The 25,697-nt window shown below is 68.2% G+C and carries 33 protein-coding genes and 1 tRNA gene; 20 read left to right on the top strand and 14 right to left on the bottom strand.

Translation table 11 applies throughout. The annotated features are described in order from the left end of the window. The first annotated feature begins 41 nt into the window (after positions 1-41). Positions 42-662 carry a hypothetical protein gene (locus EV192_RS34950; protein ID WP_132122861.1) on the top strand — a complete coding sequence of 207 codons (621 nt, stop codon included), beginning with the start codon at positions 42-44 and terminating at the stop codon, positions 660-662. Positions 663-686: 24 nt separating this feature from the next. On the opposite strand, the gene EV192_RS34945 is transcribed toward EV192_RS34950, so the two are convergent. The 4 genes from EV192_RS34945 to EV192_RS34930 all read right to left on the bottom strand — a co-directional run bounded on the left by EV192_RS34945 (position 687) and on the right by EV192_RS34930 (position 4,593). After that, on the bottom strand, positions 687-2,834 hold the full coding sequence (locus EV192_RS34945) for a xanthine dehydrogenase family protein molybdopterin-binding subunit (RefSeq protein WP_132122860.1): 2,148 nt from the start codon (positions 2,832-2,834) through the stop codon (positions 687-689). After that, positions 2,831-3,808 carry an FAD binding domain-containing protein gene (locus tag EV192_RS34940; RefSeq protein ID WP_132122859.1) on the bottom strand — a complete coding sequence of 326 codons (978 nt, stop codon included), beginning with the start codon at positions 3,806-3,808 and terminating at the stop codon, positions 2,831-2,833. Before EV192_RS34940 ends, EV192_RS34945 begins: the two co-directional genes overlap by 4 nt. Next, positions 3,808-4,371: a (2Fe-2S)-binding protein gene (locus tag EV192_RS34935; RefSeq protein ID WP_132122858.1), complete on the bottom strand. Its 564-nt coding sequence runs from the start codon at positions 4,369-4,371 to the stop codon at positions 3,808-3,810. The genes EV192_RS34940 and EV192_RS34935 overlap by 1 nt, the downstream gene beginning before the upstream one ends. Positions 4,372-4,434: 63 nt before the next feature. Next, on the bottom strand, positions 4,435-4,593 hold the full coding sequence (locus EV192_RS34930) for a ClpX C4-type zinc finger protein (RefSeq protein ID WP_132122857.1): 159 nt from the start codon (positions 4,591-4,593) through the stop codon (positions 4,435-4,437). Between the two features lie 30 nt (positions 4,594-4,623). Between EV192_RS34930 and EV192_RS34925 the strand changes: the two genes are divergently transcribed. From EV192_RS34925 to EV192_RS34895, 9 genes are all read left to right on the top strand, one after another. Beyond that, positions 4,624-5,694, top strand: a complete 1,071-nt coding sequence (locus EV192_RS34925; protein WP_132122856.1) for a M20 family metallopeptidase — start codon at positions 4,624-4,626, stop codon at positions 5,692-5,694. A 12-nt stretch (positions 5,695-5,706) separates the two neighbouring features. Next, positions 5,707-6,537 (top strand): helix-turn-helix transcriptional regulator, encoded by an 831-nt coding sequence (locus tag EV192_RS34920; RefSeq protein WP_132122855.1) that lies wholly within the window; start codon positions 5,707-5,709, stop codon positions 6,535-6,537. Between the two features lie 39 nt (positions 6,538-6,576). Continuing rightward, complete coding sequence (locus tag EV192_RS34915; RefSeq protein WP_132122854.1) at positions 6,577-6,801, top strand: AbrB/MazE/SpoVT family DNA-binding domain-containing protein; 225 nt, start codon at positions 6,577-6,579, stop codon at positions 6,799-6,801. Positions 6,802-6,850: 49 nt separating this feature from the next. Beyond that, positions 6,851-7,255 carry a type II toxin-antitoxin system VapC family toxin gene (locus tag EV192_RS34910; RefSeq protein ID WP_243727262.1) on the top strand — a complete coding sequence of 135 codons (405 nt, stop codon included), beginning with the start codon at positions 6,851-6,853 and terminating at the stop codon, positions 7,253-7,255. Beyond that, positions 7,188-7,436, top strand: a complete 249-nt coding sequence (locus EV192_RS57205) for an nSTAND1 domain-containing NTPase (RefSeq protein ID WP_341770939.1) — start codon at positions 7,188-7,190, stop codon at positions 7,434-7,436. Before EV192_RS34910 ends, EV192_RS57205 begins: the two co-directional genes overlap by 68 nt. A gap of 14 nt (positions 7,437-7,450) precedes the next feature. Then, positions 7,451-7,777, top strand: coding sequence for an nSTAND1 domain-containing NTPase (locus tag EV192_RS34905; RefSeq protein ID WP_132122852.1), 327 nt, complete (start codon positions 7,451-7,453; stop codon positions 7,775-7,777). 474 nt (positions 7,778-8,251) lie between these two features. Next, positions 8,252-9,118, top strand: coding sequence for a DMT family transporter (locus EV192_RS34900; RefSeq protein WP_132122851.1), 867 nt, complete (start codon positions 8,252-8,254; stop codon positions 9,116-9,118). Between the two features lie 61 nt (positions 9,119-9,179). Then, positions 9,180-9,356 carry a hypothetical protein gene (locus tag EV192_RS54260; RefSeq protein WP_165960778.1) on the top strand — a complete coding sequence of 59 codons (177 nt, stop codon included), beginning with the start codon at positions 9,180-9,182 and terminating at the stop codon, positions 9,354-9,356. A gap of 69 nt (positions 9,357-9,425) precedes the next feature. Further along, positions 9,426-9,935, top strand: coding sequence for a methyltransferase family protein (locus EV192_RS34895; protein WP_132122850.1), 510 nt, complete (start codon positions 9,426-9,428; stop codon positions 9,933-9,935). On the opposite strand, the gene EV192_RS34890 is transcribed toward EV192_RS34895, so the two are convergent. Together EV192_RS34890 and EV192_RS34885 are read right to left on the bottom strand one after the other, a co-directional pair. Continuing rightward, the gene (locus EV192_RS34890) at positions 9,932-11,491 is read right to left on the bottom strand and encodes a TROVE domain-containing protein (RefSeq protein ID WP_132122849.1); all 1,560 of its coding nucleotides are present in this window, start codon (positions 11,489-11,491) and stop codon (positions 9,932-9,934) included. The genes EV192_RS34895 and EV192_RS34890 overlap by 4 nt on opposite strands. A gap of 109 nt (positions 11,492-11,600) precedes the next feature. Then, a tRNA-Ser gene (locus EV192_RS34885) sits at positions 11,601-11,661 on the bottom strand. Positions 11,662-11,903: 242 nt separating this feature from the next. Between EV192_RS34885 and EV192_RS34880 the strand changes: the two genes are divergently transcribed. Further along, complete coding sequence (locus tag EV192_RS34880) at positions 11,904-12,701, top strand: bestrophin-like domain (RefSeq protein WP_165960777.1); 798 nt, start codon at positions 11,904-11,906, stop codon at positions 12,699-12,701. Positions 12,702-12,753: 52 nt separating this feature from the next. Here EV192_RS34880 and gcl read toward each other — a convergent pair whose 3' ends face one another. From gcl to EV192_RS34860, 4 genes are all read right to left on the bottom strand, one after another. Beyond that, positions 12,754-14,469 carry a glyoxylate carboligase gene (gcl, locus tag EV192_RS34875; protein WP_132122847.1) on the bottom strand — a complete coding sequence of 572 codons (1,716 nt, stop codon included), beginning with the start codon at positions 14,467-14,469 and terminating at the stop codon, positions 12,754-12,756. Positions 14,470-14,482: 13 nt separating this feature from the next. Continuing rightward, a complete protein-coding gene (locus EV192_RS34870; protein ID WP_132122846.1) occupies positions 14,483-15,361 on the bottom strand; it encodes a 2-hydroxy-3-oxopropionate reductase in 879 nt (292 codons plus the stop codon). Then, positions 15,358-16,161, bottom strand: coding sequence for a hydroxypyruvate isomerase family protein (locus EV192_RS34865; protein WP_132122845.1), 804 nt, complete (start codon positions 16,159-16,161; stop codon positions 15,358-15,360). Before EV192_RS34865 ends, EV192_RS34870 begins: the two co-directional genes overlap by 4 nt. 125 nt (positions 16,162-16,286) lie before the next feature. Beyond that, the gene (locus EV192_RS34860; RefSeq protein WP_132122844.1) at positions 16,287-17,180 is read right to left on the bottom strand and encodes an AurF N-oxygenase family protein; all 894 of its coding nucleotides are present in this window, start codon (positions 17,178-17,180) and stop codon (positions 16,287-16,289) included. A gap of 88 nt (positions 17,181-17,268) precedes the next feature. Between EV192_RS34860 and EV192_RS34855 the strand changes: the two genes are divergently transcribed. Beyond that, the gene (locus EV192_RS34855; protein WP_132122843.1) at positions 17,269-17,904 is read left to right on the top strand and encodes a TetR/AcrR family transcriptional regulator; all 636 of its coding nucleotides are present in this window, start codon (positions 17,269-17,271) and stop codon (positions 17,902-17,904) included. On the opposite strand, the gene EV192_RS34850 is transcribed toward EV192_RS34855, so the two are convergent. Next, positions 17,901-18,407, bottom strand: coding sequence for a DinB family protein (locus EV192_RS34850; protein WP_132122842.1), 507 nt, complete (start codon positions 18,405-18,407; stop codon positions 17,901-17,903). The genes EV192_RS34855 and EV192_RS34850 overlap by 4 nt on opposite strands. Before the next feature lie 117 nt (positions 18,408-18,524). Here EV192_RS34850 and EV192_RS34845 point away from each other — a divergent pair, with 117 nt between their 5' ends. Then, positions 18,525-19,184: a class I SAM-dependent methyltransferase gene (locus EV192_RS34845; RefSeq protein ID WP_132122841.1), complete on the top strand. Its 660-nt coding sequence runs from the start codon at positions 18,525-18,527 to the stop codon at positions 19,182-19,184. On the opposite strand, the gene EV192_RS34840 is transcribed toward EV192_RS34845, so the two are convergent. Both EV192_RS34840 and EV192_RS34835 read right to left on the bottom strand, forming a co-directional pair. Further along, the gene (locus EV192_RS34840) at positions 19,162-19,593 is read right to left on the bottom strand and encodes a YdeI/OmpD-associated family protein (protein ID WP_132122840.1); all 432 of its coding nucleotides are present in this window, start codon (positions 19,591-19,593) and stop codon (positions 19,162-19,164) included. The two genes, EV192_RS34845 and EV192_RS34840, sit on opposite strands and share 23 nt — an antisense overlap. Continuing rightward, positions 19,590-20,228, bottom strand: a complete 639-nt coding sequence (locus tag EV192_RS34835) for a DUF998 domain-containing protein (RefSeq protein WP_132122839.1) — start codon at positions 20,226-20,228, stop codon at positions 19,590-19,592. The genes EV192_RS34840 and EV192_RS34835 overlap by 4 nt, the downstream gene beginning before the upstream one ends. Positions 20,229-20,334: 106 nt before the next feature. Between EV192_RS34835 and EV192_RS34830 the strand changes: the two genes are divergently transcribed. The 5 genes from EV192_RS34830 to EV192_RS34810 all read left to right on the top strand — a co-directional run bounded on the left by EV192_RS34830 (position 20,335) and on the right by EV192_RS34810 (position 23,127). Beyond that, positions 20,335-20,967: a TetR/AcrR family transcriptional regulator gene (locus EV192_RS34830; protein WP_207926376.1), complete on the top strand. Its 633-nt coding sequence runs from the start codon at positions 20,335-20,337 to the stop codon at positions 20,965-20,967. Between the two features lie 81 nt (positions 20,968-21,048). Next, a complete protein-coding gene (locus EV192_RS34825) occupies positions 21,049-21,504 on the top strand; it encodes a PaaI family thioesterase (RefSeq protein WP_132122838.1) in 456 nt (151 codons plus the stop codon). A 68-nt stretch (positions 21,505-21,572) separates the two neighbouring features. Beyond that, a complete protein-coding gene (locus tag EV192_RS34820) occupies positions 21,573-22,139 on the top strand; it encodes a TetR/AcrR family transcriptional regulator (RefSeq protein WP_132122837.1) in 567 nt (188 codons plus the stop codon). A gap of 18 nt (positions 22,140-22,157) precedes the next feature. Continuing rightward, positions 22,158-22,436: a DUF6412 domain-containing protein gene (locus tag EV192_RS34815; protein WP_207926374.1), complete on the top strand. Its 279-nt coding sequence runs from the start codon at positions 22,158-22,160 to the stop codon at positions 22,434-22,436. Positions 22,437-22,497: 61 nt separating this feature from the next. Then, positions 22,498-23,127, top strand: a complete 630-nt coding sequence (locus EV192_RS34810; protein ID WP_132122836.1) for a YidC/Oxa1 family membrane protein insertase — start codon at positions 22,498-22,500, stop codon at positions 23,125-23,127. Here the strand turns inward: EV192_RS34810 and EV192_RS34805 are convergent. Next, positions 23,116-23,805: an alpha/beta hydrolase gene (locus EV192_RS34805; protein ID WP_132122835.1), complete on the bottom strand. Its 690-nt coding sequence runs from the start codon at positions 23,803-23,805 to the stop codon at positions 23,116-23,118. The two genes, EV192_RS34810 and EV192_RS34805, sit on opposite strands and share 12 nt — an antisense overlap. Before the next feature lie 67 nt (positions 23,806-23,872). Here EV192_RS34805 and EV192_RS34800 point away from each other — a divergent pair, with 67 nt between their 5' ends. Then, the gene (locus EV192_RS34800; RefSeq protein WP_243727261.1) at positions 23,873-24,517 is read left to right on the top strand and encodes a winged helix-turn-helix transcriptional regulator; all 645 of its coding nucleotides are present in this window, start codon (positions 23,873-23,875) and stop codon (positions 24,515-24,517) included. Positions 24,518-24,681: 164 nt separating this feature from the next. Continuing rightward, positions 24,682-25,665, top strand: a complete 984-nt coding sequence (locus tag EV192_RS34795; protein WP_132122833.1) for a LacI family DNA-binding transcriptional regulator — start codon at positions 24,682-24,684, stop codon at positions 25,663-25,665. The last annotated feature ends 32 nt before the right edge of the window (positions 25,666-25,697 follow it).

Genomic DNA, 25,697 nt, shown 5'->3' with positions numbered 1-25,697 from the left:
GCATAGCGATCAACCGTCGTAGTCGGCTACCGTTTCCAGCTGTGACGTACGTCGGGGGAGACTTGTACGAGGGTGAGCGGGTTCTCTGGACCGGCTCACCCTCGCGCTATCCGATCTTCAACCGTGGCGACATCTTCCTGGTGCCGTTCAGCATCGTGTGGTGTGGCTTCGCCATATTCTGGGAGACGACCGCGGCGCGGACCGGTGCCCCACCGTTCTTCCTGCTCTTTGGTGGGTTCTTCGTCCTGGCCGGGCTGTACCTCGTGGTCGGCCGCCTGATCGCGCGATACCTGTTCTTGTTGGGTTCCGACTACCTGGTGACCGATCGACGCGTGACGGTCAGCACCATCGTCCTGGGTAGGCGGCGCGTCCGGTCCGTCTACCTCAAGGACCTCCCACCGCCGATGATCTCGGCCGAACGCGGACCGGTTGGCACGATCAAGTTCGGTGACTCGACGTTCGTCAGCGAGATCATTGCCGCGCGGCGCGAGGGCTTTCTCGGTCGACGCACCGTCGCCCCTTGGCCGACACTCGTCCAGGTGCACAGCGCACGGGAGGTTCGCGACATCATCGCGGCGATCCAGGCCGGGCGCGTCCCACCACGAACATGGCGCGACGATCTCGCGGACGAAGACGACTATGCCGAGGACCACGAGGACTAACCCTCCTCGGGCGCGGATTCCCTGCTACAGCAACTTGTCCAATGTGATCGGCAGGTCGCGGATGCGCCTGCCGGTCGCGTTGTACACGGCGTTGGCGACCGCCGCAGCCGCGCCGACTATGCCGAACTCGCCGATCCCCCTGGCGCCCAACGGGCTCAGCAGGGTGTCCGGGTAGTCCAGGAACTCGACGTCGAAAACGGGCGTGTCGGCGTTCACCGGCACGAGGTAGGCGGCCAGGTTGGCGTTGGCGAACCGGCCGTCGGCCTCCATCCGGGTCTCTTCGAGCAATGCCTGCCCAATGCCCATGATCAGGCCGCCGACGATCTGACTGCGCGCGGTCTTCGGGTTCACGACCCGACCCGCGTCCACCACGCACACCATCCGGGTCACCCGTGGCTCAGCGGTCCACCGGTTCACGCGGACCTCGCAGAACGTCGCCCCGAACGACCGGAAGACGTGCACCGGGTCGCTGATCTTCGGCGAGGACGCGGTCGCCTCAACGGCGGGCACGTCCATGGCCGTTAGCAAGGCACCGAAGGTCATCGACGTCGTCCCATCCGTCAGCGAACCGTCCGAATAGCTCGGTGCGGCCCGGAAGAACGGTGACTGCGCGGCGAACCGCACGAGTGCTTTCACCGCCGCGTCGGCCGCGACCTGGACGGCCGGGCCGTTCGTGGACGTGGACGACGAGCCGCCCGCGTTGGCCGCCGTTGGCGACGACGAGTCGCCCAGTTGCGGAATGACCCGGTCGACGGGGATCCCGAGCCGGTCCGCAGCGAGGATACTGAATACTGTGGACTGTCCGGTGCCGAGGTCGGCCGCTGTCCCGGCGACCACGACCGTGCCGTCGGCATGGAAACGCACCTTCATCGACGCGTCACCGCGTCCGGCGGGGTAGGTCGCGGTGGCCATACCCATCCCCACCAGCCAGTCACCGTCCACAACGGACCCGGGCAGCGGATTTCGCGCGGCCCAGCCGAACTTCGCAGCGCCCCTGTCGTAACACTCGGCCAGATGCTTGCTCGACCAGGGCTTGCCGTTCCCCGGATTCACCGCCGTGTCGTTCTTTCTCCGCAGCTCCAATGGATCCAGGCCGAGTTTCAGCGCGAGTTCGTCCATCGCGCTTTCCAGGGCGAACGAACCGTTGGCCTCCTGGGGTGCGCGCATGATCGTCGTCGGCGGCGCGTCCAGCGGGACGACCTGACGGGAGACGTGGATGTTCGGGCTGGCGTACAGCGTCGCCGACAGGTTCGCCACCGGCTCGAAGAAGTTGCTCGCCACGGACATCTCCGAGACGCCGTCGTTCTTGATCGCGGTGAGCGTGCCGTCCTTCCTGGCGCCCAACGAGACCGACTGACGCGACGCGGGCCGGTGGCCGACGACCGTGAACGTCTGCTCCCTGGTCAGGATCGTCTTGACCGGACGGCCGAGCGCGCGGGCCGCGGCGGCGGTGACCGGGGTGTGCGCCCAGTTGCCCCACTTGTTGCCGAAGCCGCCGCCGACATACGGATTCACCACGTGGATCTTGGCCTGCTCGACACCGAGCGTGGTCGCCAGCCGCGCGGTGACCAGCCGGACACCTTGGCTGACGGTGTAGATCACCAGGTGGTCGCCGATCCAGTTGGCGAGAGTGGCGTGCGGTTCCATCGCGTTGTGGTTGTTGACGGACGTGGTGTACGCGCCCTGGACAGTCACCTCGCTGGCCGCCAGCGCCGCGTCGATCGACGGGACGCCCGGCGCGAGCACGTCCTGCGTGGGCGAGCCGCTCGGCGGGTTGACCGGTGTCCCGTTCGGGAACGACGTGGCCGGCGGCTGTTCCTGGTACGTGACGCGGATCAGCGCGGCCGCGTCCCGCGCCTGCTCGAACGTCTCCGCCACCACCAGCCCGATCATCTGGCCGTAGTAACGGACCGTGGTGTCCTGCAGTGGTGGCCGCGTTTCGTCGTTCTGCGCCTGAGTGTATGCAAACAACTTCAGCGTATTGTATACACTATACACAGCGAGCACGCCCGGTGAGTCCGGGACCTGCATGCTCGTGACCGTGCCGCGCGCGACGGTACTCGTGACGACGTAGCCGTACGCGAGGCGATCCAGCTGATTGTCTGCAGCATACAAAGCGCTGCCGATGACCTTCAGTCGACCGTCGACGCGGTCCGCGGGCTGCCCGATCATCGGACACCCCGCAGGCCCATCAACGCGCGGACAATGGTCCGCTGCACAAGGATGACCTTGAAACCGTTGTGCGCCAACGGCCGTGCGCCCTGCACGGCGAGCTTCGCCGCCTCGGTGAAGCTTTGTTCGTTGGCGGGCTTGCCGCGTAACGCCGCCTCGACCTGAGGGAGTCGCCATGGCTTGGTGCCCACGCCGCCGACCGCGACCCGTGCCTCCTGAACGGTCCCGCCGACGATGTCCGCCGCCACCGCGGCCGAAGCGAGCGCGAACTCGTACGACTGCCGGTCCCGGACTTTCACGTACGCCGAGTTGTCCGCCCACACCAGCCGCGGCACCAGGATCCGGGTGACCAACTCCCCCGGCGTGAGGACGTTCTCCACGCTCGGCGTCGCCCCGGGCAACGTGTAGAACTCGATGAGCGGAACAACCCGTTGGCCCTGCTTCGATTGCAGCACAACATGTGCGTCCAACGCGACGAGCGCGACAGCGAGATCTGAGGCGTGCGTCGCCACGCACGCGTCACTCGTACCGAGAACCGCGTGGCCCCGGTTGTCGCCGCCCAGCGCGGGACAGCCAGTGCCGGACTGCCGTTTGTTGCACGGCGAGTGGACGTCCCGGAAGTAGTCGCATCTGGTGCGCTGCAACAGGTTCCCGCCCATGCTGGCCATGTTGCGCAGCTGCCCGGACGCGCTCGCCAGCAGCGCCTGCGCGATCACCGGGAACATCGTCCGCACGTCCCGGTGGACGGCGACATCGCTCATCCGCTCCAACGCGCCGATCGCCAACCCGCCGCGGTCCCGGACGATGCCGCGGATAGGCAGGTCGTTGATGTCGATGACCCGGTCCGGGGTCAGCACGTCCAGTTTCATCAGGTCGACCAGGGTGGTGCCGCCGGCCAGGAACGCCGACCGGTCCGCGGCCAGCGCCAACGCCTGGTCGGTGGTGGTCGGGGCGGCGAAGTCGAAGCCGTGCATCACGCACCCCCGGCCTGGCGGATCGCGGCGACGATGTTCGGGTACGCCCCGCAGCGGCAGATGTTGCCGGACATCGCCTCCTGGATCTCGGCGTCCGTGTGCGCGTGCCCTTCAGCGATGACGGCGGTCGCGGACATGATCTGCCCGGGTGTGCAGAACCCGCATTGCAGGCCGTCACAGTCGACGAACGCCTGTTGTACGGGATGTAACTGGTCGCCGTCCGCCAAACTTTCGATCGTGGTCACGTGTTTGCCGCGCAAGGTCGCCGCGAGCGTCAGGCAGGACACCACGCGCCTACCGTCGACATGGACCGTGCAGGCCCCGCACTGGCCTCGGTCGCAGCCTTTCTTGGTGCCGGTGAGACGCAGGCGTTCCCGCAACGCGTCGAGCAACGTGACCCTCGGGTCGACGGTCAGGGACACGGGTTTGCCGTTGAGGACGAACTCCACCGCGCCCGGGTCGGCGGCTGCCTCGCCCGCCGCCGGGGCGGCGAGGGCGACACCGGCCGAGATCGCGGCCGCGTTGGCGAAGAAACCCCTTCTGGACAGGCCGTCGTTGGCCATCACAGAGACCTCCACATGTTCCTGCGGCGGAACGGGCGGCGGCGGGACGGCCAGTCTATCCGGTCAGTGGTCGGCTTCCTGGTCTTCGGCTTCCTGGATGACCTCGTGGGCGAGTCGGACGCAGCCGTCGCAGATGTAGACGCCTGGACCGGCCACCAGCTTCGCGACTTCCTTCTCGGTCTTGCCGCAGAAGCTGCACGCCAAGGCGGTTCTTGTGGTCATACCGGCCACGTTAGTCCTAGCGTTGGACCAATGGAACTGTTGTCGCAGGCTCAGGAACTCCTGGCGATCCCCTCCACCGCCGACCGGCCCGACGAACTGCACCGGGCGCTGGAGTACGTACTCGACTTCGTCGGGACCGGGCACACGGTCGAGCGGTTCTCGTCGAACGGCAAGCCGAGCGCCCTGGTGTACGCCGGGCCGTCCCGCCGGCACTTCCCGCTGATCCTCAACGCGCATCTCGATGTTGTCCCGGCCGGCGACGAACAGTTCCGGCCCCGCGTCGAAGGCTCCCGCCTGTACGCCCGCGGCGCGCACGACATGAAGGTGGCCGCTCTGGTGGAGGCCCTCGTCTTCCAGGAGGCGACCACCCCGGTCGCCTTACAGCTGGTGACCGACGAGGAGGTGGGCGGCCGCAACGGCACGCTCCACCAGCTGGAAAACGGTGTGACAGCCGACTTCGTGGTGATCGGCGAGCAGAGCGGCCTGCGTCTGGTGAACGAGTCCAAGGGCATCTTCACCGCGGTCCTGCGCGCGACCGGCCGAAGTGGACACTCGGCGTACCCGTGGAACGCGGACAGCGCCCTGCTCAAGCTGACCACGAGCATCCAGAACGTGATCGACAAGTACCCGGTCCCCACCGCCGAGGCCTGGCGCACCACGGTGAACGTCGCCCGGATCGGCACGTCCAACACCGCCCTCAACCAGGTCCCGGCCGACGCGACCGCGTGGCTGGACATCCGGTACCCACCCCAGGACACCGACTTCACCGGCCACTCGCTTGAGGAGATCGCCGCCTACCTGGAGTCACTCTGCGCACCCGACGTCACCGTGACCATCGAACGCCTGGATCCGCCGCACCACGCGGCCGACGACAGCCCCCAGGTCCTCGCGCTGCAACGAGCCGCACGGAACCAGGGCTTCAGCGGCGACTTCCTCCGCAAACACGGCGCCGCGGACGGCCGTTTCTACTACCAGCGGGGTGTCGACGCGGTGATCTTCGGCATCGGCGGCGACGGCCTGCACGGCCCGGCGGAGTACGTCGACATCACCACGATCGAGCCCTACTACCGGGCACTCACGGAATTCGTTAGCACGATCTAGCACAATGGACTGATGGACTGGGCACAGTACTGGCGGGCGCCCGGCCGTGATCTAGAGGCCATGCACGCCCACTTCGAAGAGCACGTCTACCACCGGCACAGCCACGAGACGTACTCGTTCGGCGTCACGGAACTGGGTGCCCAGTCCTTCACCTGCCGCGGCGCCGCCCGGGTCAGCGCCGCCGGCATGGTGATGGCGTTCAACCCGGACGAGCCGCACGACGGCCGCGCCACCACGGACCTCGGCTTCACGTACAAGATCGTCCACATCGGCACCGCCCTGGTCACCGGCGTGCTGTCCGACGTGACCGACCGCCCCACCGGCCTCCCCCTGTTCACCGCCCCGGTCCTGGACGACGAAGTGCTCGCCGACGCGCTGCGCCGCCTGCACCGCGCCCTCAGCGCCGGCACCCTCCTTGCCCAGGACGAAGCCCTCACCGCCACCGTCCACGCCATGGTCCGCCGCGGCGCCGACCAACCGGTCGCGCCACAGCAGGCGCGCTCTGTCCCGGCGGGCGTCCGCCGCGCCCGCGACCTCCTGCACAGCGCCTACGCGACGGACATCTCAGCCACCGACCTGGCCGAAGTCGCCGGCTGCAGCCGGTTCGCCCTGCACCGTGCCTTCACCACGACCTACGGCATGCCACCGAGCGACTACCAACGCCAACTCCGCCTCCGCGCCGCCCGCAAACACCTCACCGCCGGAAAACCACCCGCCGAGACCGCCACCGAAGTCGGCTTCGCCGACCAAAGCCACCTCACCCGCTGGTTCCGCCGCTACTACGGCCTCACTCCCGGCGCCTACGCCGCAGCGCACCTAGTGGGGTCACATAGGGCTGTGTAATACTTCCTACGCGTACTACATACTACACGGAGGCAGGCGATGCGGTTAAACAGCAAAGGGCAGGTCACCATTCCTGCCTGGCTCCGGAAGAAGCACCACCTCAATGAAGGCGACGAGGTCGAGGTGATCGAGGACGGGAACGTGCTTCGCATCCTCCGCGTCGAGGGCGACACCCATGGCCAGCGCCTGGCACGTGGCATGCGTGGAAAGGCGACGACGAGAATGAGCACCGACGAGTTGATGGATCTGCTACGTGGCGAGTGATAGTCGACTGCGACTGGTGGACCCTGATCCTGAGCATGTTGTGACTCTCGTGGACACTTGCGTCCTGCTCGACATCTTCACCGACGATCCGAAGTGGGCCGATTGGTCAGAGCAGGCTGTCGCGGATGCTCGTGACTCGGGCGACCTGGTGATCAACCCGATCGTCTACGCCGAGGTCTCCGCGGGGTTCGACACGATCGAGGATCTCGACGACGCACTGCCCGCCACGGACTTCAAGCGAGAACAGCTTCCCTACGAAGCAGGTTTCCTGGCATCACGGGCATTCGTCGCCTACCGGAAGCGCGGCGGTGAACGGCGGTCACCTCTGCCCGACTTCTACATCGGTGCACACGCCGCTGTGAGCCGATACCAGTTGCTCACCCGTGATGTCGCGCGCTACCGCACGTACTTCTCAAACCTCCGACTCATCGCGCCTGACACCTCAGCTGTGTGACAAGGGACGGACAGCTCGCCCTGAGGCCGATGAGCGACGCCGAGTTGCGGCCGCGATCAGCCGGCCCGCCGCGGTCGCCGGGCTGGACATGGAGCCGGGCCTGGTGGAACTGCTGATGCTGGACGTCGGCGACGGCCCGGGCGCGTTGCCGCTGTTGTCGCAGGCCTTGTTGGCAAAATGACGACAAGGCGATGGGTGGATGCTGACCGTCGCCGGACACGAACTCACCGGCGGCATCCACGGCGCGGTCGCCACCACGGCCGAGCGGACCTTCGCCCGGCCGGGCAGGACGTCGCCCGGCCGGTGCTGCTGCGCCTGGTGCACGCGGCCGCGGACACCGGTCAGACCCGCCGCCGGGCCATCGTGGACCAACTGCGGCGGCAGGTGCCGGACCCACAGGTCAACCGGGTGCTCGGCGAGTTCGTGCGGGCGAGGCTGCTCAACCGGGTGCTCAGCGTGGCCTTCGACACCGACGGCCGGACGCCCGCGGCCGGCAACACGTCGGGCACGTTCTACCTCTGACACGACCCACCTTCGCGGGACCGGGCAAGGTCAGTGCCCTGGTCGCCGCCCGCAGCCGGGGCATGGCGACCGGCGACACACCGTATGAACCGCCCTGCAAATGACCGTTTCCCACCGTTGACCTTGCTGGGGGGAGAAGGGAAACCTCTGGACCGCCGAACTCGCGCCGACCGACGCTGAGGAGGCACGACGAGTGCGCTGAACTGGGAGTACGGGGTGGTCGCCGCGCCGATTCGACGATCACCCTGTCATGTGACATGGCTCACATCACCCTGAGATCGGCACCGCCCAGGCGCCGGAAATTCGTTTGACAGCAGGTCAGCGAGCCTGTCCGATGAGGCACCACCTCACACGCCCCTTAGGGGTCGCCCATTAGGGTGCGCGGGTGCATTTCGATTCGATCTCGAACCGATCACCACTCGCCCCGCGTGTCATGTGCATGACGTTGGACACCGCACGGTGACGCTGTGGTTGGTGGCCGCCGTGGCAGGCGCGCCGCTCGTCGCCCTGGGCGCCGCCCTCCAGCAGAACGCGGCTGGGCACTGCCAGAGCCACAGCTTCCTGCGGTTGCTGCCGCACCTGGTTCGCCAGCCCAAGTGGTTGCTCGGCGCGCTCACCACGCTCGGTGGGTCCGCGATGCACATCATGGCCCTCTCGAACGGCCCGTTGACCCTGGTTCAGCCGTTGGGCATGAGCGGGTTGCCGTTCGCTGTGCTGATCGCCGCGGCCATCGACCGCAGGCGGGTGAAGCGCTTGGAGGTGCTGGGCGCCATCGCGGTCAGCATCGGCCTGGTGAGCCTCCTCATGCTCCTGCCGCACGAGTCGACGCCGCCCACGCTGAACGGGTCGTCCGCGGTGGTGTTGTCCGGTTGCGTGTTCGCGCTCCTCGGCGGGTCGGCTGTGATGGCGAGGCGGCACAGGGGCGCGGTCAACGCGCTGTTCCTCGCGATCGGCTCGGGATTGGCGTACGGCACGTTCGCGGCCATGGTCCGGGTCAGCGGCAGCACGGCGTTGCGCGAGGTCAGCGGCACGGTTTTCTGGGTCGCCGGGCTCGCTGTGCTGTTCTGCGTGCTGGGCCTGCTGTTCCAGCAGAACGCGTACCGCACCGGCCGGTTCGCGATGAGCTACGCGACGCTGCTGGTGGTCGACCCGATCACCGGGTCGCTGATCGGCGTGCTCGTGCTCAACGAGCAGCTGCCCAGTTCACTGTTCGCCAACCTCGGCGTGCTGGCCGCGGGCGCGGTCACCATCGCGGGTGTGGTCATCCTCGCCCGGCTGCGGCCGCACCACCACGTCCAGCCGGCCGAGATCGACCCGGTGCGGAAACTCGTCCGGGTCTGAGCGTCGATCTCAGCTCCTCTCGTTCGACGTCCCGGCAGGGAGAGTGCGAGAGGAGCACGGCATGCGGTTCGTGATCAGCGCCCAGCCGGCGATCACCCGGTTCACCGAGCAGCTGGCCAGGGCGGGCGTCCTGCTGGAGGCGCACGGCGGCACGTGGCTGGTGGAGGTGTCCTCATCGGAGGAGGCCGCCCGGTGGGCCGCGATGGCACCGTTCGACGACGCCCAGGTAGCCCGATAGTGGGACAACCCCAGGGCCATCCGAGTGACTACAGATCCGTAGAACTCATCAAAGTATGACAATAGGTGCGTGCGTAACAGAGTCGTCGCCGCCGCGGGTTCGGCTGTGTTCTTCGTACTGGCCCCGGGAATCGTCGCCGGCCTGCTGCCCTGGCTGATCACCAGGTGGCAGGTGGAGCCGATCTGGCCGCCGCTGCGGGTGCTCGGCTGGGTGGTCCTCGTGCCGTCGGTCGCCGTGCTCGTCTCGGCGTTCGTCCGGTTCGTGGTCGAGGGATTCGGCACGCCCGCGCCGGTCGCACCGCCGGAGAAACTCGTGGTCGGCGGCTTCTACCGGTACGTGCGCAACCCGATGTACCTCTGTGTGCTGGGTGCGATCGTCGGCCAGGCGCTGGTCTTCGGCCAGCCCTGGGTCCTGGCGTACGCGCTCGCGGTGTCCGCGGCCTTCTACTCGATGGTGCACTGGCACGAGGAACCATCGTTGCGGCGCAACTTCGGCAACCAGTACGACACGTACCGGAACGCCGTGCCCGGGTGGTTGCCACGGTTACGTCCGTGGCAACCACCCAGCGCGTCCTCCTAGAACGGCCAGTCAGCGTCCCTTCCGGCCTCCAGCAACGGGATCATCCCGAAAGCACTGTCCGACAGGCCCCCGAACGTGTGCCGGTTGCTGGACCCGCTCGGCGCATGCCCGTGCCGGTACCCCGCGAGGTTCCATGTGTACAGCGGAACCTCTTGTGGCAGCACGGTTCCTACGTTACCGTAGGCTGCCTGCTCGTCCGTCACGATCACCACACGGTCGTGCTTACCGAAGTGCTTTCGCAACGCGATCGCCGTTTCCGTGCCGCTGTTGAGGAAGTACCCGCCCTTCCGCCACCGCTCCACGGCCCGCAGCAGCGACTCGCCGTCCCGCATCGGGAAGGGCTTGCTGGTGGACGCGAACGACACCACATCGGCCTCCGCGCACCGCATTCCCAACGCGATGCCGAAGACCGCGGCGCCGTCCCACCGCATCAGTTCGCTGCGCGCCGACAGCGGGCCGCTCATCGACCCGGACGTGTCCACCAGGATCAGCGTCCGGCCGCCGAGCACCGGCACGTTCGCCAGCGAGTGCGTCAACGCCTGCTCCAACGGCCACGACCACCGGACGGACGGCGCCGCCCGGTAAGCGGACAGGAACCGCAACGGCAGCTGCCGCGACCGCGCCACCTGCTCCGGGTCCGCGAGCCGGTCCGCGACGGCCTTGGCCGCCTTGTCCGACACCCGTGCCTGGTCGAAGTTCCGCAGGTTCCGCAGCTGGGCCATGAACCCCATGGACGGCATGATCGCCTGCCACGCCATGGCGTCCATCGGTCCCTGCAGCCAGCCCGCCAACGCCTCCCACGTCATCCCGGCCTCGCGCAGGCGCTCCGGCGTCCGCAGCACGGCCCGACGCTCCTGCTCCGGCAACGCCATCAGCTCCTGCCGCTTGCGCAGCAGGGTCAGGCGCTCCGGGATCGGCTCGTCCCGCCCGTGCCGGCGGTCCAGGGCGTGCTTGTAGAGATCCGCCTGGACCAGACCGGAGTTCGACGGGTGCACGAGGTCGATCACGTCACCGAACCGGAAACCCTTGGCATCGCTGTCGTACTTCACCAACGCGCGCTCGTCGTACAGGCGCCGCACGGCATCCGCCACGCCACGCTTGACCGGCTTCGGGATCGCGCGGCCGTGCACGGCCGTCCAGTAGGCGAGCATCTCCCCCGGCTCGTCCGGGCGCTGCAGCACAGAATCCACGACCTGACGCGACATCCCGTCAAGCCCGGCCGACAGTCGCGCGCGAGCGAACTCGGCGGCGCCCACCAACGACGCCGTCCGCATGTTCGCGCTCGACCGCAGCCACTTCAGCAGCCGCGCGGTCCACTCCGGATCCGCCAGGGTGGCCTGCCCGACCAGCTCGGCGTACCGGAAGTCCCGCTGACCGGCGGACTCGTAGAACGTGTGCTCGCCGACCATGTTGGTGACCGCTAACAGGAACAGCTCGGACTTGGTGTCCCGCCGGTAGCCGGCGCCGCCCTCGTACGTACGTCCGGACGGAACCGCCTCACTCACCACGGCGGAGCGTACTTGTGCCTTCACACGGGCACGGTTGAACTTGGCCATCAGTGTCCCCCACTGCACGACAAAGGGGGTCAGATCCAGACGAGGCCCGAGATCAGAATCGGTGACGGCACATAGCTGCTCTAGCCGGACTGAGCTACTGCACCACGAGTGGTGCAGGCGGGATTCGAACCCGCGACCCGCTCATCCAAAGTGAAGTAACCGTAACCTGCGCACCGGGCACTCGTCTGAAGTTGTGACCCCCGAGATCACAGGTGCCAACGGGCTTGTTTTGCAGAAAGAAGTAACCGTTGGCTTCGCACCGGAGATGCTGTACGGAAGACTACTCAAGATCGTCGGCGCGGCAACCGATTATCCGCTGTCACACGATGGGGTGGAGCGGGCTTCCTTGACGGCGTCCCGCTTCTATAGTCGATGTGGGAGCACGATCCCGACCGCGTGCCGAGGTTGCACCATGTTCCTGTGGATCTACGACTTGCCCGACTGGGTGCTGTTCCTGATCTTCACCGTCGCCGCCCTCGGGCTGTCCTGGGCGTTGGTGTTCGTGTTGCGCCCGGTGATGCGGCGATGGTCCGGCGACGGCGCCGACGACTCACACAACCACACGGTGGAGTTGGTGGCGGCGGGCACCGGCCTGCTCTACGGCCTGTTGCTCGGTCTGATCGCGGTGGCCACGTACAGCACCTACGCCGACACCCAGAAGATCATCGACGACGAGGCCAACGCGTTGGGCGGGTTCGCCCGCGACGCCTCGTTCTACCCGGAACCGTTACGCGGTCAGGTCCAGAACAGCGTGAAGGAGTACATCCACTACGTGGTCACCGAGGCGTGGCCGCAGCAGCGTCGCGGGGAGATCCCGGGCGGCGGGGTCGAGCGCATCACCACCATGTACCGCCTGATCTCCGCCTACGAGCCGCCGTCCGCGGGCACCGCGGCACTTCAGAGTGAGACGATCAGCCAGTTCAACAAGTTCATCGAGAACCACCGGAAACGGCTCGCCGCCGTGCGGTCCGGGCTGCCGGCTTCGCTCTGGACCATGCTCGTCATCGGCGCCCTGGTCAATCTCGTGCTCATCGCCATGCCCGCCGTGCGGAGCCTCCGCCTGCACCTGACCTTGACCGGCATCCTCGCCCTGATGATCGGCTCGGTCATCTTCCTGATCGCCGCGATGGACAACCCGTTCCTCGGTGACTTCAGCATCGAACCCACCTCGTACGAGGTCGTCCGGGACCAGCTGGTGAACCGGATCTAGCGAAGATCACCGGCGCGGCAACCCATTCTCCGCGCCGGTGACCCCGTCTCCCTTACGGGAGGGGTTCGAACTCCCGCATGGCCGCGATGGACACTCCGTTGGCGGTGTTGGCCTCGCGCTCGATCATGATCTCCACGAGCACCGGGCGGCTGGTGGCTTCGGCCTGTTTGCGGGCCCACGCCAGGGCGTCGGCGATCTCGCCGGGTTGGGTCACGCGCCGGCCGGAGCAGCCGTACGCCTCCATGATCTTCACGTTGTCCGAGCCGGTCAGGTCGTAGTGGATGTCGACCTCGTAGTTCATGTCGTAGCCGCCGTGGTCCTCGGCCATCCGGATCAGGCCGAGGTACTCGTTGTTCAGCATGACCAGCACGAACGGCACGTCGTACTGGGCGGCCACGGCCAGCTCCTCGACCAGGAACTGGAAGGAGTAGTCACCGACCACACCCACGACTTCGGCATGCGGATCACTGTTCTTGAGCGCCTTCTTGACGCCGATCGCGGCCGGGATCTCCCAGCCGAGCGGGCCGGCCTGGCCGCACACCTGGTAGTGCCGGGGCTTGTGCGACCGTTGGTGTTGGCCGGACCAGATCTGGTACAGGCCGATGGCGGTCACGAAGTACGTGTCCGGGCCGTAGAACTCGTTGATCTCCTTGAACACCCTGGGCGCCTTGACGGGCACGTTGTCGAAGTCCTCGCGTCGGGTCAGCGTCGCCTTCAACTCCCGCACGCGGGCGACCCACGCGCCCGGCTGGCGGGTCACGTTCCGGGACCGCGCGAGCCGCAGGACGGCCTGGAGGAACAGTTTCGTGTCCGAGACGATCCCGAGGTCGGGTCCGAACACCCGGCCGATCTGGGTCGGCTCGACGTCCACGTGGATGAACGTCCGGGTGCCGCGGTACGTGTCCAGGTCGCCGGTGTGCCGGTCGCCGAACCGCGCGCCGAGCGCCAGGATCAGGTCCGACTCCAAAAAGGACGCGTTGCCGTACCGTTGGGACGTCTGGATTCCGGTCATCCCCGCGTACAACGGGTGGTCCTCGTCCAGCGCGCCCTTGCCCATCAGCGTGGCCTGCACCGGGATCTGCAGGTACTCCGCCAGTTCACGGAGTTCCTCGTGCGCCTCGCCGAGGATCACGCCGCCGCCCGCGAGCAGCAGCGGGCGTTCGGCCGCCAGCAGCAGGTCCAGTGCCCGTTCGACGCGCGGCAGGTGCGGCTCGACGCGTGGCACCGGCAGCGGCACGTCGATCGTGGCGTCCCACTCGATCTCCTGCTTCTGCACGTCCAACGGCAGGTCGATCAGCACCGGGCCGGGGCGTCCGGACCGGGCCACCCGGAACGCCTCACGGAAGATCCACGGCGCCTGCGCGGCCTCCTTGACCTGCACCGCCCACTTGGTGACCGGCTTGGCGATCTCGACGATGTCGACCGCCTGGAACGCCTCCTGGTGCAGCTTCGTGGAGACGGCCTGGCCGGTGATACAGATCATCGGGATCGAGTCGGCCTGCGCGGTGTACAGGCCGGTGATCATGTTCGTGCCGGCCGGGCCGCTGGTGCCGATCGCGACGCCGACCCGGCCGTTGGTGCGGGCCCACCCGTCGGCCATGTGGGTGGCGCCCTCCTCGTGCCGGACGATCAGGTGCTCGATGCCGCCGACGACTTCCATCGCCTTGTACAGCGGCAGGATCGCGGCGCCGGGGCAGCCGAACGCGGTGTCCACGCCCTCGGACTTGAGCACTTCGACGACCGCCTGCATGACGGGGATCTTGGCCATCTTCCTGGTCCCTTCAGCCGCGGCCGGACAGTGCTTCGGTGACTTTCAGCAGGGCCGAGTGGTCGAGCCCGCCGTGGCCCATCGCGCGGGCGGCGGCCACCAGCTGGGCCACCAGCCCGGTGACCGGGAGGCTCACGTCGGCCTGCCGGGCGGCGGCCAGCGCGATGCCCATGTCCTTGTGGTGCAGGTCGATCCAGAAGCCCGGGGCGAACTGGCGGTCCACCATGCTCGCCCGCTTGAGGTCCAGGATCCGGCTGGCGGCCAGGCCGCCGGCGAGCACGTCCAGCCCGGTCTTGGCGTCCACACCGGACGCTTCGAGCAGCACGATCGCCTCGGCGACCAGGGCGTACGTCCCGCCGACCACGAGCTGGTTGGCGGCCTTCACGACCTGTCCGGCGCCGTGCGGGCCGACGTGCACGACGGTCTTGCCGACCTGGTCGAACAACGGCTTGGCGGCGGCGAAGTCCGCCGCCTCGCCACCGACCATGATGGACAGTGCGGCCTGCTTGGCGCCGGCCTCGCCGCCGGACACGGGCGCGTCCAGCACGCGCACGCCTTTGGCCTTGCCGGCCTCGGTGATCGCGAGCGAGCTTTCCGGCCGGATCGTGCTCATGTCGATCAGCAGCAGGCCTTCGCGGGCGTTGGCGAGCACGCCGTCGGCACCGAGCACGACCTCTTCGACGTGCGGGTGGTTGGGCAGCATGGTGATCACGACGTCCGCTGCGGTCACCGCCTCGGCCACGCTGCCCGCGGTCTTGCCGCCCGCGTCGGCGAGCCTGGCCAGCGCGTCCGGGCCGAGGTCGTAGCCGGTCACCTCGTGGCCGGCGTCGACCAGGTGGCCGGCCATCGGGCCGCCCATGATGCCCAGGCCGATGAATCCCACTGTTGTCATGATCTCTCCCCACGGGGTAGCCAGTCGAAGCTGTCGGCGCTGGCGCCGGAGGGCTTGTACTCCAGGCCGATCCAGCCGTCGTATCCGTTGTCCGCCAAGCGGTTCAGGTAGCCTTGGAGATCCAGGCCGCCGGTGCCGGGCTCGTTGCGGCCGGGGTGGTCGGCGATCTGTACGTGCCCGATCCGCGCGGTGTGCCGCGCGATCACGTCGTCCGGGTCGTCGCCGTTGACGGCCAGGTGGTACAGGTCGGCGAGCAGCGCGATGTTCCCTGTGCCGGACTTCTCGATCACGGCCAGTGCGTCGGCGGCGGTCTTCAGCGGGTACGCGGGCGCGGCGCTGAGCGGTTCGAGGAGGACGACTCCGCCGATCCGGCTCACCGCCTTGGCCGCGATGGCCAGGTTCTCGGCCGCCACCTCGTCCTGCTCGGCCGCTGCCACGCCGTCGATCCGCAGGCCGTAGAGCGCGTTGAAGGCACGGCAGCCCAACTGTTCCGCGATCTCGACCGCGACCGCGATGTTGTCCCGGAACTCGGTCACCCGGGCCGGGTTCGAGAGCACCCCGCGCTCGCCGCCGGGCATGTCACCGGCGAAGAAGTTCAGCCCGACCAGGCGAACACCCTCGTCCCGGACCGAACGCACGAAAGCGTCCACTTCGGACTCACTGGGCACGGCGACGCCGAACGGCCACCAGAACTCGACCGCGCCGAACCCGGCGGCCTTGGCCGCGCCCGCGCGACGCAGCAGATCCAGTTCGGTGAACAGGATCGAGAGGTTCACGTCGTACCGAAAGCGACGGCCCACCACCAGCTCCTCTATTCCGTATTGCGGAAACTATCTTCCACTTAACGAAACAATAATCCGAGCTGAGGACATGCGTCAACCCACCTCGACCGCTCGGCCGAGGTGGGGTCAGTCGGAAAACGTGATCAGGCCAGCATTCCGGCGCGTTTCCAGAGCATTTGGCTGGGGCCGGCGATGAGGTCGGCGTCACGCAGGAACCGCACGAGACGACCGGAGGCTTCGGTCATCACCTCGCGCCGATGCGGGTTGTTCCGCGCGATGGCCGCCGCCCGGCGCGGATCCGGCAGGCCGGCGCGGGCGTACTGCGCCGGCCTGGCAAGCAGTTGCCACATCAGCAAAGCGCCGACCGCCACGACATGACGGGTGAACTCCCGCGTAGGCCAGCTGGAGCGGTCGAGTTTGCGGAGCAGATCCTCACGCGCGTACCGGACGTGCCGGGCCTCTTCGGTGACGTGGATGCGCATGACCGCTCGCACCAGAGGCTGGATCGAGTCGTCGTGCAGGTGCTCGCGTTGCACGGCGTCGAAGATCTCCTCGCCGATCAACGTGGCCACCCACATCGGCGCGCCCCGCAGGATCAACGGCAGCGCGTGCGCGGGATGTTGCAGCAGGGCGTGGTTGCGGTACGGGGTCTCGCCGACCTTGTCGATCAGCATCGCGAACATCGTGGAGTGCCGGCACTCGTCGGCGATCTCGGTCAACGCGTAGCGCACGTGGTGGGTGGTGGGGTCGCGTTGGTACGACATCCGCAGCAGCATCTGCATCAGGATGATCTCGAACCAGATGCCCACGCTGACCGTGTTCACCATCTCCTGTTTGGACAGTTCGATCCGCTGCTCGCGGCTCATCCCGTCCCACAGCTTGGTGCCGTAGAGGGAGACGGTGTGCTCCGGGATGAACATCTTGTCCTCGGCGAGGGGCGCGGCCCAGTCGATGTCGACCACCGGGTCGTAGGACAGCTTCGCGCTGGACTGCAGGAGCCGTTGTGCCGTGGTCTCCCGGTCGCTGGTCTTCGCCATCCGCGTCTCCTCGGGCTCGCGATGTGCCACCTACAGAGAAACGCATGTAACAACTTCCGTCAAGATGTAAAGCACGTAAACTGCGGTGATGCGAGCGGGCAGGGACTTCCTCCAACGGGCGATGGACACGGACGTGCCCGCGGACGAGAACACCGACCGGATCCTGGGCGCCGCCCTGGAACAGGCCGAGGACTTCGGGCTGCGCCGGTTCACCATCGACGACGTGGCCCGCCGGGTCGGCCTGTCCCGGGTCACCATCTACCGCTACTTCGCCAAGAAGGACCAGCTGCTCAACGCGCTGATCATGCGGGAGCTGCGGCGGTTCCTGACCAAGGCGGACGCGGTCATCGCCGCCCAGCCCACCCCCGAGGCCAAGCTCGTCGAAGGCCTGACCTTCTGCGTGACGTTCCTGCGCGGGCACCGGCTGCTGACCCGGCTGCTGCGCACCGAGCCCGAGTTCCTGCTGCCGTACCTGACCGTCAAGGCGGGCGACTTCCTCGCCGCGGCCCGCAACTGGATCGCCGGGCACATCCGCGCCGAGGTCGTCGCCGGGCGGGTCGCCCTGCCCGACGAAGACATCGACGCCGCCGCGGAACTCCTCGCCCGCAACGTCCTCTCCCTGGTCCTGACCCCGGAGACGGTCCTGCCGCTGGACTCACCGGAGGGCCGCCAGCGGCTGGTGGACCTGTACTTCGTCCCGATCGTCCGGGCGATGCGCCCTTAGCCCATGGTCTTCTGGCCGTCGATGGCCTCGCGGAGGATGTCGGCGTGGCCGGCGTGCTGGGAGGTCTCGGCGATGATGTGCAGCAGGCAGCGCCGGGCAGACCACCGTGCGCCCTGCTCGAACCACGGCGCTTCCGGCAACGGGTGCGACGCGTCCAGGTCGGGCAGGGAGGCGACCAGGTCGTCGGTCTTCTGGGCGACCTCGTCGTAGGACGCCAACAGGCCCGCCAAGGTCTCGCCCTCGAGCATCTTGAACCCGTTCTCCCAGTCCGCCGGCTCGGCGAACATGCCCTCGGCGCCGGCCACGATGAACCCGGCCCAGCCCCGCTCGGTGGCGGCGACGTGCTTGATCAGTCCACCCAGGCACAGCTCGCTCACCGTGGTGCGGGTCGCGGCCTGCTCGTCGGTGAGCCCGGCTACGGTCTGCCGGAGGAAACCGCGGTGCTTGCGCAGCGTCTGCAGCAGGTCGGCCCGCTCGCCGGTGAGGGTCTGGGTGCTGGTCATAATATGGCCACCTTTCGTTGTTTTCCCTGTTGAGAGCAACGATAGAGGCCATTGCGGTCATTTCGCGACCGCAATGAAAAGTCGGGTACGGTGACCACGCGCAAAGGGGGCTGAAGGATGACCACACCGGATCCGCTGGCTGACCCGACGGGCTGGTTCGAGCACAGATACGCGGTCGCCGAGCAGGGCGAGGCGACCGTGCCGTGGGATGCGGGCGCCGCCTACGACCTGCTGACCCACTGGGCTCCGCCCGGCGTCGGCCGGACCGCGATCGTCGTCGGCTGCGGCCTGGGCCATGACGCGGAGTTCCTCGCCTCGCTCGGTTACGACACCGTGGCCTTCGACTCCTCCGCGACCGCCATCCGGCAGGCCCGTGCCCAGTTCCCCGACTCGAAGGTGCACTACCTCACCGGCGACCTGCTGAACCTGCCGGACGGCTGGCGCGGCTCGTTCGACCTGGTGGTGGAGATCCGGACCGTCCAGTCCCTGCCACTGCGCCTGCGGGCCGACGCCATCGACCGGATCGGCGAGCTCGTCGCGCCCGGCGGGACGCTGTTCGTCGTCGCCGGCGTCCGGGACGACAGTGAACCACTGGACGGGGAACCACTGGACGAGGGCCCGCCCTGGCCGCTGACCCGGGACGAGGTCACGTCCTTCGCCAACGAGACGCTGAAACTGCACGACATCACGTCGTCCCCGGACCCGCAGCGGCCGCAGTGGCGACGCTGGCACGCCCTGTTCACGAACATCGAAGCTATTTCGCCCGAATCTCACTGACGGCCTTGGCGATCCGCCGCTCGCGGGTCGCCGCCGACTTGGCGTCCTCAATTGACCGGACCCACTCCTTCTGGTGGCTGTACGACATCCGGTCGAACGCCGGCCGCGCCTCGCCCAGTGCTGCGGCGAAGTCGTCCGGCACGGTGACCACGCGCGGCTCGGTGTCCAACTCGATCCGCACTTCGACTTCGGCACCGGCCTCGACCCCGGCCGCGGTCCGGTTCTCCGCGCTCAACGGGACCATGTACCGGCCGCCCATCCGCGCGACCGTGGTCCGGTACGTGAAGCCCTCGATCGTGATCTTCACGGCGGGCCGCTTGCCCGCGTCGAAGCCGTCGACGATGTCGTCCGGCACGGCGATGCCGGTCGCGGTCTTGCCGCCCAGTTCGACAGTGGTACGGAACTTCATCGCGTTACTCCCCGGTACAACCGCACGGACACGACAGCCAGCCACGCCGAGGCCAGCACGACCGCGGCGGTGAAAGCAAGGTTAACCGCCACGTTCCCGGCGGCCGACGCGATCCCCGCGAACGCCGCGAAGAACACCACACCCGTGATCCGCGAGAACACAGCCAGACCCGTTCGGGCCAGCACGAAGCACGCCGCGATCAGGCACAGGAAGCCGACACTCCCGGCGACCAGGTGCGCCATTCCGTGCCACGACACGGAAGTCGCCCGTCCGGCGGGTGTGCCGACCGGGAAGCCGTCGGCGGGATCGGCGGTGAAGACGCCCGCGGCGACCATGCCGACGCCGTACCCGGCAACCAGCAACGGCCCCCATTTCAGGCCTGTTCGGCGCATGCCGACCGCGGCCGCGACCACCATCAGGCCGCTCAGCACCAGGTTCGCGATCTGGATCCAGCCGGCGGGGCCGGTCGCGAGCAGGCTCCACTCGTGCCGGGTCAGGTCGAACCCCTGCGTGGTCAGTGCCTGCAGCAGGGACACAAGCACGTAGAACGGGCCGGCGAGGACGCCGTAGCCGAGCAGGGAACGGGTCACGTTCGTAGCCGGGTCGCACACCGGCCGTTGCAAAACCTGAGCCATCGGACTCACCTTTTCACCAGGTCGACGGGTCTGTGAGAACTAGACCGTACAGTACTCAGCTGAGTACTGGTCCGTCTAGTACCATCGCGGTGAGGAGGTCGGACAGGTGACAGTGGTGGATGAGGGCAGGTCGGCCCGCAAGCGCCGGTCGATCATGGCGGCGGCGGCGGAGCTGTTCCTGCGCAACGGCTACCAGGGCACGAGCATGGACGAGATCGCCGCGCTGGCGGCGGTGTCCAAACAGACCGTCTACAAGAACTTCGCGGACAAGGAACGGCTGTTCCACGACATCATCATGGGCATCGCCGGGACGGTCGAGGAGTTCCTGCAGTCGGTGAGCGACACCCTGCGGGACACCCAGGACCTCGCCGGGGATCTGCACGTGTTGGGGCGTCAGTACATTCAGGTCGTGATGCGCCCGCAGGTGCTCCAGATGCGACGGCTGCTGATCGGCGAGTCCGCGCGTTTTCCCGAACTGGCCCGTACGTACTACGAGAAGGCGCCCGAACGCGTACTGACCGCGCTCGCGCCCGAACTGGCCCGGCTCACCGAACGGGGACTGCTCAACGCGCCCGACCCGACCCTCGCGGCCAGGCATTTCGCGTTCCTGATCCTGGGCACGCCACTGGACAAGGCGATGTTCGTCGGCGACGACATCGGTTTCACCGCAACGGAACTGGACCGGATGGCGGACGCCGGTGTCCGGGTGTTCCTCGCCGCCTACGGGGTGCAGTCATAACCTGGTTGCGATTGGACGGCCGGATGTCCAAGCGTTTCGGGTGCGTCCGTTCTGTCGGTGAACTCGGGCATAGTGGACGGCATGGGAACGGGATTGTTCTGGGACATGCTGGCCGGCCGGACGCCGATGCCCCCGGCAGCCGCCACGCTCGGCTGGAAACTGCGGGAGGTGGACGCGGAGGCGGGCACCATCGAGGTCGAGTTCGAGGCGACGGCCGCCTTCGCCAACCCGGCCGGGCACGTTCAGGGCGGGTTCCTGGCCGCGATGCTCGACGACACCATGGGCCCGGCGCTCGCCGCCACTCTCGGGCCCGGCCAGTTCGCGCCCACCCTCGACCTGCACGTCCAGTTTCTCCGGGTGGCCTGGCCGGGCACCCTGGTCGGCCGCGCGAGCGTGGTCCGGCGCGGCAAGCAGGTGTGCCACCTGAAGGGTGAGCTGTTGGACGGATCGGGCCGATTGGTCGCCACCGCGATCGCGACCGCGATGGTGCAGAGTGGCGAACGGATGAACCGCGTACGAACGTCCCCCGTCGGCTGAGGGGTGCAGCACAATGCTGATGGGTGCGAGCACGGCGACGTGCGCGACCCTTCCCCGTTGGAGGACAGATGGCCGACACGCCCGTGCTGCGCTCAGACGCCCGTCGTAACTACGAGCAGGTGCTCACCGCGGCCCAGGAGGTGTTCGTCAAGGAAGGCATCGACGCGTCCCTGCGGGAGGTCGCCCGCCAGGCCGGCGTGGGGATCGGCACCCTGTACCGGCATTTCCCCACGCGGGAGGCACTGTTGGACGCCCTGCTGCGGGCCGGCGTCGACCAGTTGCGGCAACGCGCGGACGTGTTGGCCCGGGAGCAGACCCCCGACCGCGCCCTGTTGACCTGGCTGCACGAGTTCGTCGAGCGGTCCAGCAGCTACCGCGGTGTGCCCGCGTCGATCGCGGCCGCGCTGCACAACAAGAAGTCGGACCTCTACGCCTCCTGCGAGGCCATGCGACTGTCCGCGGCCCAGTTACTGGCGCGAGCCCAACAAGCGGGCGCGGTCCGGTCGGACGTCACAGCGACCGAGGTGTTCGCCATGGCCAGCGGTGTAGCCCTGGTAGCCGACCAGATGGCCGGCGGCAAAGCCATCGTCGACCGCCTGCTGGCCCTGGCCATGACTGGCCTCGCCCGCCGCTGACCCGGGTACGGTAGGGGCATGGCGTTCACTCGGCTGCGGATGGTGCTGGCCGTTGTTCTGCCTGTTCTTTTTCTCTTTGTCGGGTTGGACGGGTCGGGGCAGCTCGCGCTCGCGTTGACCGCCGCGATCCTGCTCACCGTTTGTGTCCTGCCGGCGCCGACTGGGGCGCCTGCCCTGGTCCGGGCCGTCGCGCTGCGGGAACGGGCCCGGCACAGCACTTTCCTCCGTCTTCGGGATCCGGACGCGTCGGGGCGGCCTCGGCCGAGAGCTCCGTCGGCCGCGCTCGCGGCCGCCTGACGTTTCAAGCGCGGCCGCTTCCGCCTGCCCGAATCCAGATCAAGACGGAGTGCTGCCCACCATGTTCGGTTTCCTTGACGTGCCCGCGCAGGGCGCGTACCACCTTGTGTCCTGGCTGGCCGGCGCCACCGGCGTCACGTTGGCCATCGTCCTGTTCACCATCTCCATCCGGCTGATGCTGCATCCCTTGGCGCGCATGGCTGTCCGGGGCGAGAAGACGCGCGCCGCCCTCGCGCCGCAGGTGACGAAGCTGCGCGAGAAGCACAAGCGCAATCCTGAGCGGCTGCAACGGGAACTGATGTCGCTGTACCAGAAGGAGGGGACGTCCGCGTTCGCCGGCTGTCTGCCTGTGCTGCTGCAGCTGCCGTTCTTCATGGTCATGTACCGGCTGTTCTCGGCCACCACCATCAACGGCGCCCCGAACGACCTGCTGGCGAGGACGTTGTTCGGGGCGCCGCTCGGCAGTCATTTCCTGACGTCCGGGTCGGTCGTGTTCGTCGTGCTGTTCGCCGCGTTGCTCGTGGTCGGTTGGTTCTCGTCGCGGGCGATGCCGGCGGAGTCCCCCAGGTTCTTGCGGCTCATGCCGTTCGGCACGTCGTTGGCGGTCGGCGTGCTGCCGTTGGCCGCCGGGATCTACCTGGCCACCACGACGACGTGGACCGTGATCGAACGGTTCTACCTACGCCGATAGCCGGTACGCCTCAAGGCGTTCAACCAGGTCGAGTGGACGGGCGAACGCCGGCAGGTGCCCACCGGGCATCTCGTCCGGCGTGATCCCGAGCCGCTCCTTGACCACGCGGCGCTGGAACTCGGCGGGGAAGAAGCGGTCGTCCTGGCACAGCAGGAACCTGGTCGGCACGTCCGGCCAAGCGTCCAGCGGCCACGGCTGCCCGAACGGCCCGTCCGACTGTGGCCGTTCCGGTTCGGTGAACAGCTCCTCGGTGACTTTCGGGTCGACGTCGTGGAAGAACGTGAACATGAAGTCGAACGGCTCGTCCGCCGACCGCCCGAGCGCCTCGTCGGACTGCTGGCGGGCTTCGGCGGATCCGGTGTTCACCCACCAGTCCCCTGGTGACTCGCCGGGTTTCGGTGTCATCGCGGCGACCATGACCAGCAGGTCCACCTTGACCCGGGTGCACACGATCGGCGCGGTGAAGCCGGCCATGGACTGGGCCACCAGGATCAGGTCCGTCCGGTCGCCGATCGCGTCGACCGTGACGTCGACGTACTCGGCCAGGCCGGCGGAGTCGTCGCTGCCCGGCAGGTCGACCGCGACCACGTCATGTCCGCGTTCGCGCAGGAGCGGCTCGACGTAACGCCAGTAGCCGGCGTCGCCGCCGGCGCCTGGGATGAGCACATACGTGGCCATGGGCAGTCCCCTTCTCGGCAGTGATGGTCCTACACTAACACCAGGTAGTGCGAAATTAGGAGTAGCCGTGTCGGATCGCAGTTACGACGAGCCGTGCGGGATCGCGCGAGCGCTCGACATGATCGGCCAGCGCTGGGCGCTGCTGGTCGTCCGCGAGCTGCTGTACGGGCCGAAACGGTTCACCGACCTGCGCGCCGGCCTGCCGACCGCGAGCCAGAACGTGCTGTCCCAGCGCCTGCGCGAACTGGAGGACAACGGCCTGGTGGTCCGCCGCCGGCTCGGCCCGCCGGCCAACGCCTGGGTCTACGACCTGACCGACCGTGGCCGGGCGCTGGAGCCGGTGCTGATCGAGCTCGGCCGGTGGGGCAGCCTGACCCCGCTGGTGTCGACCGCCGGGATGAGCGTGTTCGCGTTCGTCCTCGCCCTGAAGACGACCTTCCGCCCGGACCTCGCCGGCGAGGTCGGCGGCCACTACGAACTCCGCGTCGAGGACGACCGCTTCCACGCCGAGATCGCGGACGGCAGGGTGGCGTTCACCCGGGGCGCGGCAGCTGACCCGGACGTGGTGATCGAGGGGACCGTCGCGGTCCTGCGGTCCATCGTTTTCGGCGGCCGGCCGGTCGCTGACGCCATTCGCGCAGGTCACGTGCGGATCGAGGGGGACGGCGAGGCGGCCGCGCGCTTCCTGGCCGTGTTCCCGCGGCCGTCGTGACATCCGGATGTCAGCGATGTGACAGGGCGCTCTGCTGTGATCAGCCCCAGGTCGGGCTCTCATGGGGGTGAGCCCGACCTTTCGCACCGGCACCATCCGGGATTCGGCCGCGCCCACCTCGGCGGATAGCTATTGTGACGGCATCGTCGAGCCGAGGCGGGGACATGCGCGTCACGATCGCTGAAGTCGCTCGCCGGGCGCGGGTGAGCAAGGCGACCGTCTCCCGGGTGCTGAACAACAAGGGAGACGTGGACGCGTCCACCGCGATCCGGGTCCGCGAGGTCATCGCCGCCACCGGCTACACCCCGAGCGCCCGCGCGGTCGGCCTGGCCAAGGGCCGCACCGAGACGGTCGGCATGCTCGTGCCCGGTCTGACCTGGCCGTGGATGGGCGACGTGCTGCAAGGCGTGGCCGACGTGCTCGAAGCCCGAGGCTACGGCCTGCTGTTGAACACCATGAACCGCGGCGCCGACTCGTTGACCCAGTTCGCGCGGCACGTGTCGGCCAACGCGTTCGACGGGCTGCTGCTGATCGAACCGCCGAACTCGGTGGAGTACATCACCACCCTGCACAAGTCCGGTCTGCCCGTCGTGATGATCGACGACCGCGGGCACCACCGCGGCTTCGCGTCGGTCGCGACCAGCAACCGCGAAGGCGCCGCGGACGGCGCGCGGCACCTGCTCGCGTCGGGCCGCCGTCATTTCGTCGTGGTGACGGGGCCGGCGGAGTTCGGGTGCACGCGGGACCGGACGGCCGGGTTCACCGACGTGCTCAGCGCCGCGGGTATGGAATCCGTTGTCGTGGAAGGTGATTTCACCCGAGACGGGGGCAGGGCGGCGATTCGGCCACTGATCTCGTCGGGAGCCGCGTTGGACGCCGTGTTCGCCCAGAACGACCTGATGGCCGTGGGTGTCCTGGACGCCTTGCGCGAAGCGGGTCGAGCCGTCCCCGACGACGTCGCGGTTGTGGGCTTCGACGACATCGCGATCGCCGCGCACACTCAGCCGTCCCTGACGACTGTGCGTCAGCCGTCGCGGGAGATGGGCGAGGCGGCGGCCCGAATGCTGCTGTCTCATCTCGACGGCACGCCCCTCCCGCCCGACCCGCAGATCGTCCCCACCGCACTGGTGGTCCGCGAATCCGGGTAAGCTATCCATAGCTAAGCTAAACATTGGACGCA

This window comes from Actinocrispum wychmicini, assembly GCF_004345645.1.
GTDB classification, from domain to species: Bacteria; Actinomycetota; Actinomycetes; order Mycobacteriales; family Pseudonocardiaceae; genus Kibdelosporangium; species Kibdelosporangium wychmicini.
Note: the sequence above shows the minus strand (reverse complement) of the source record. Positions and strands in the feature narration are given on the sequence as shown.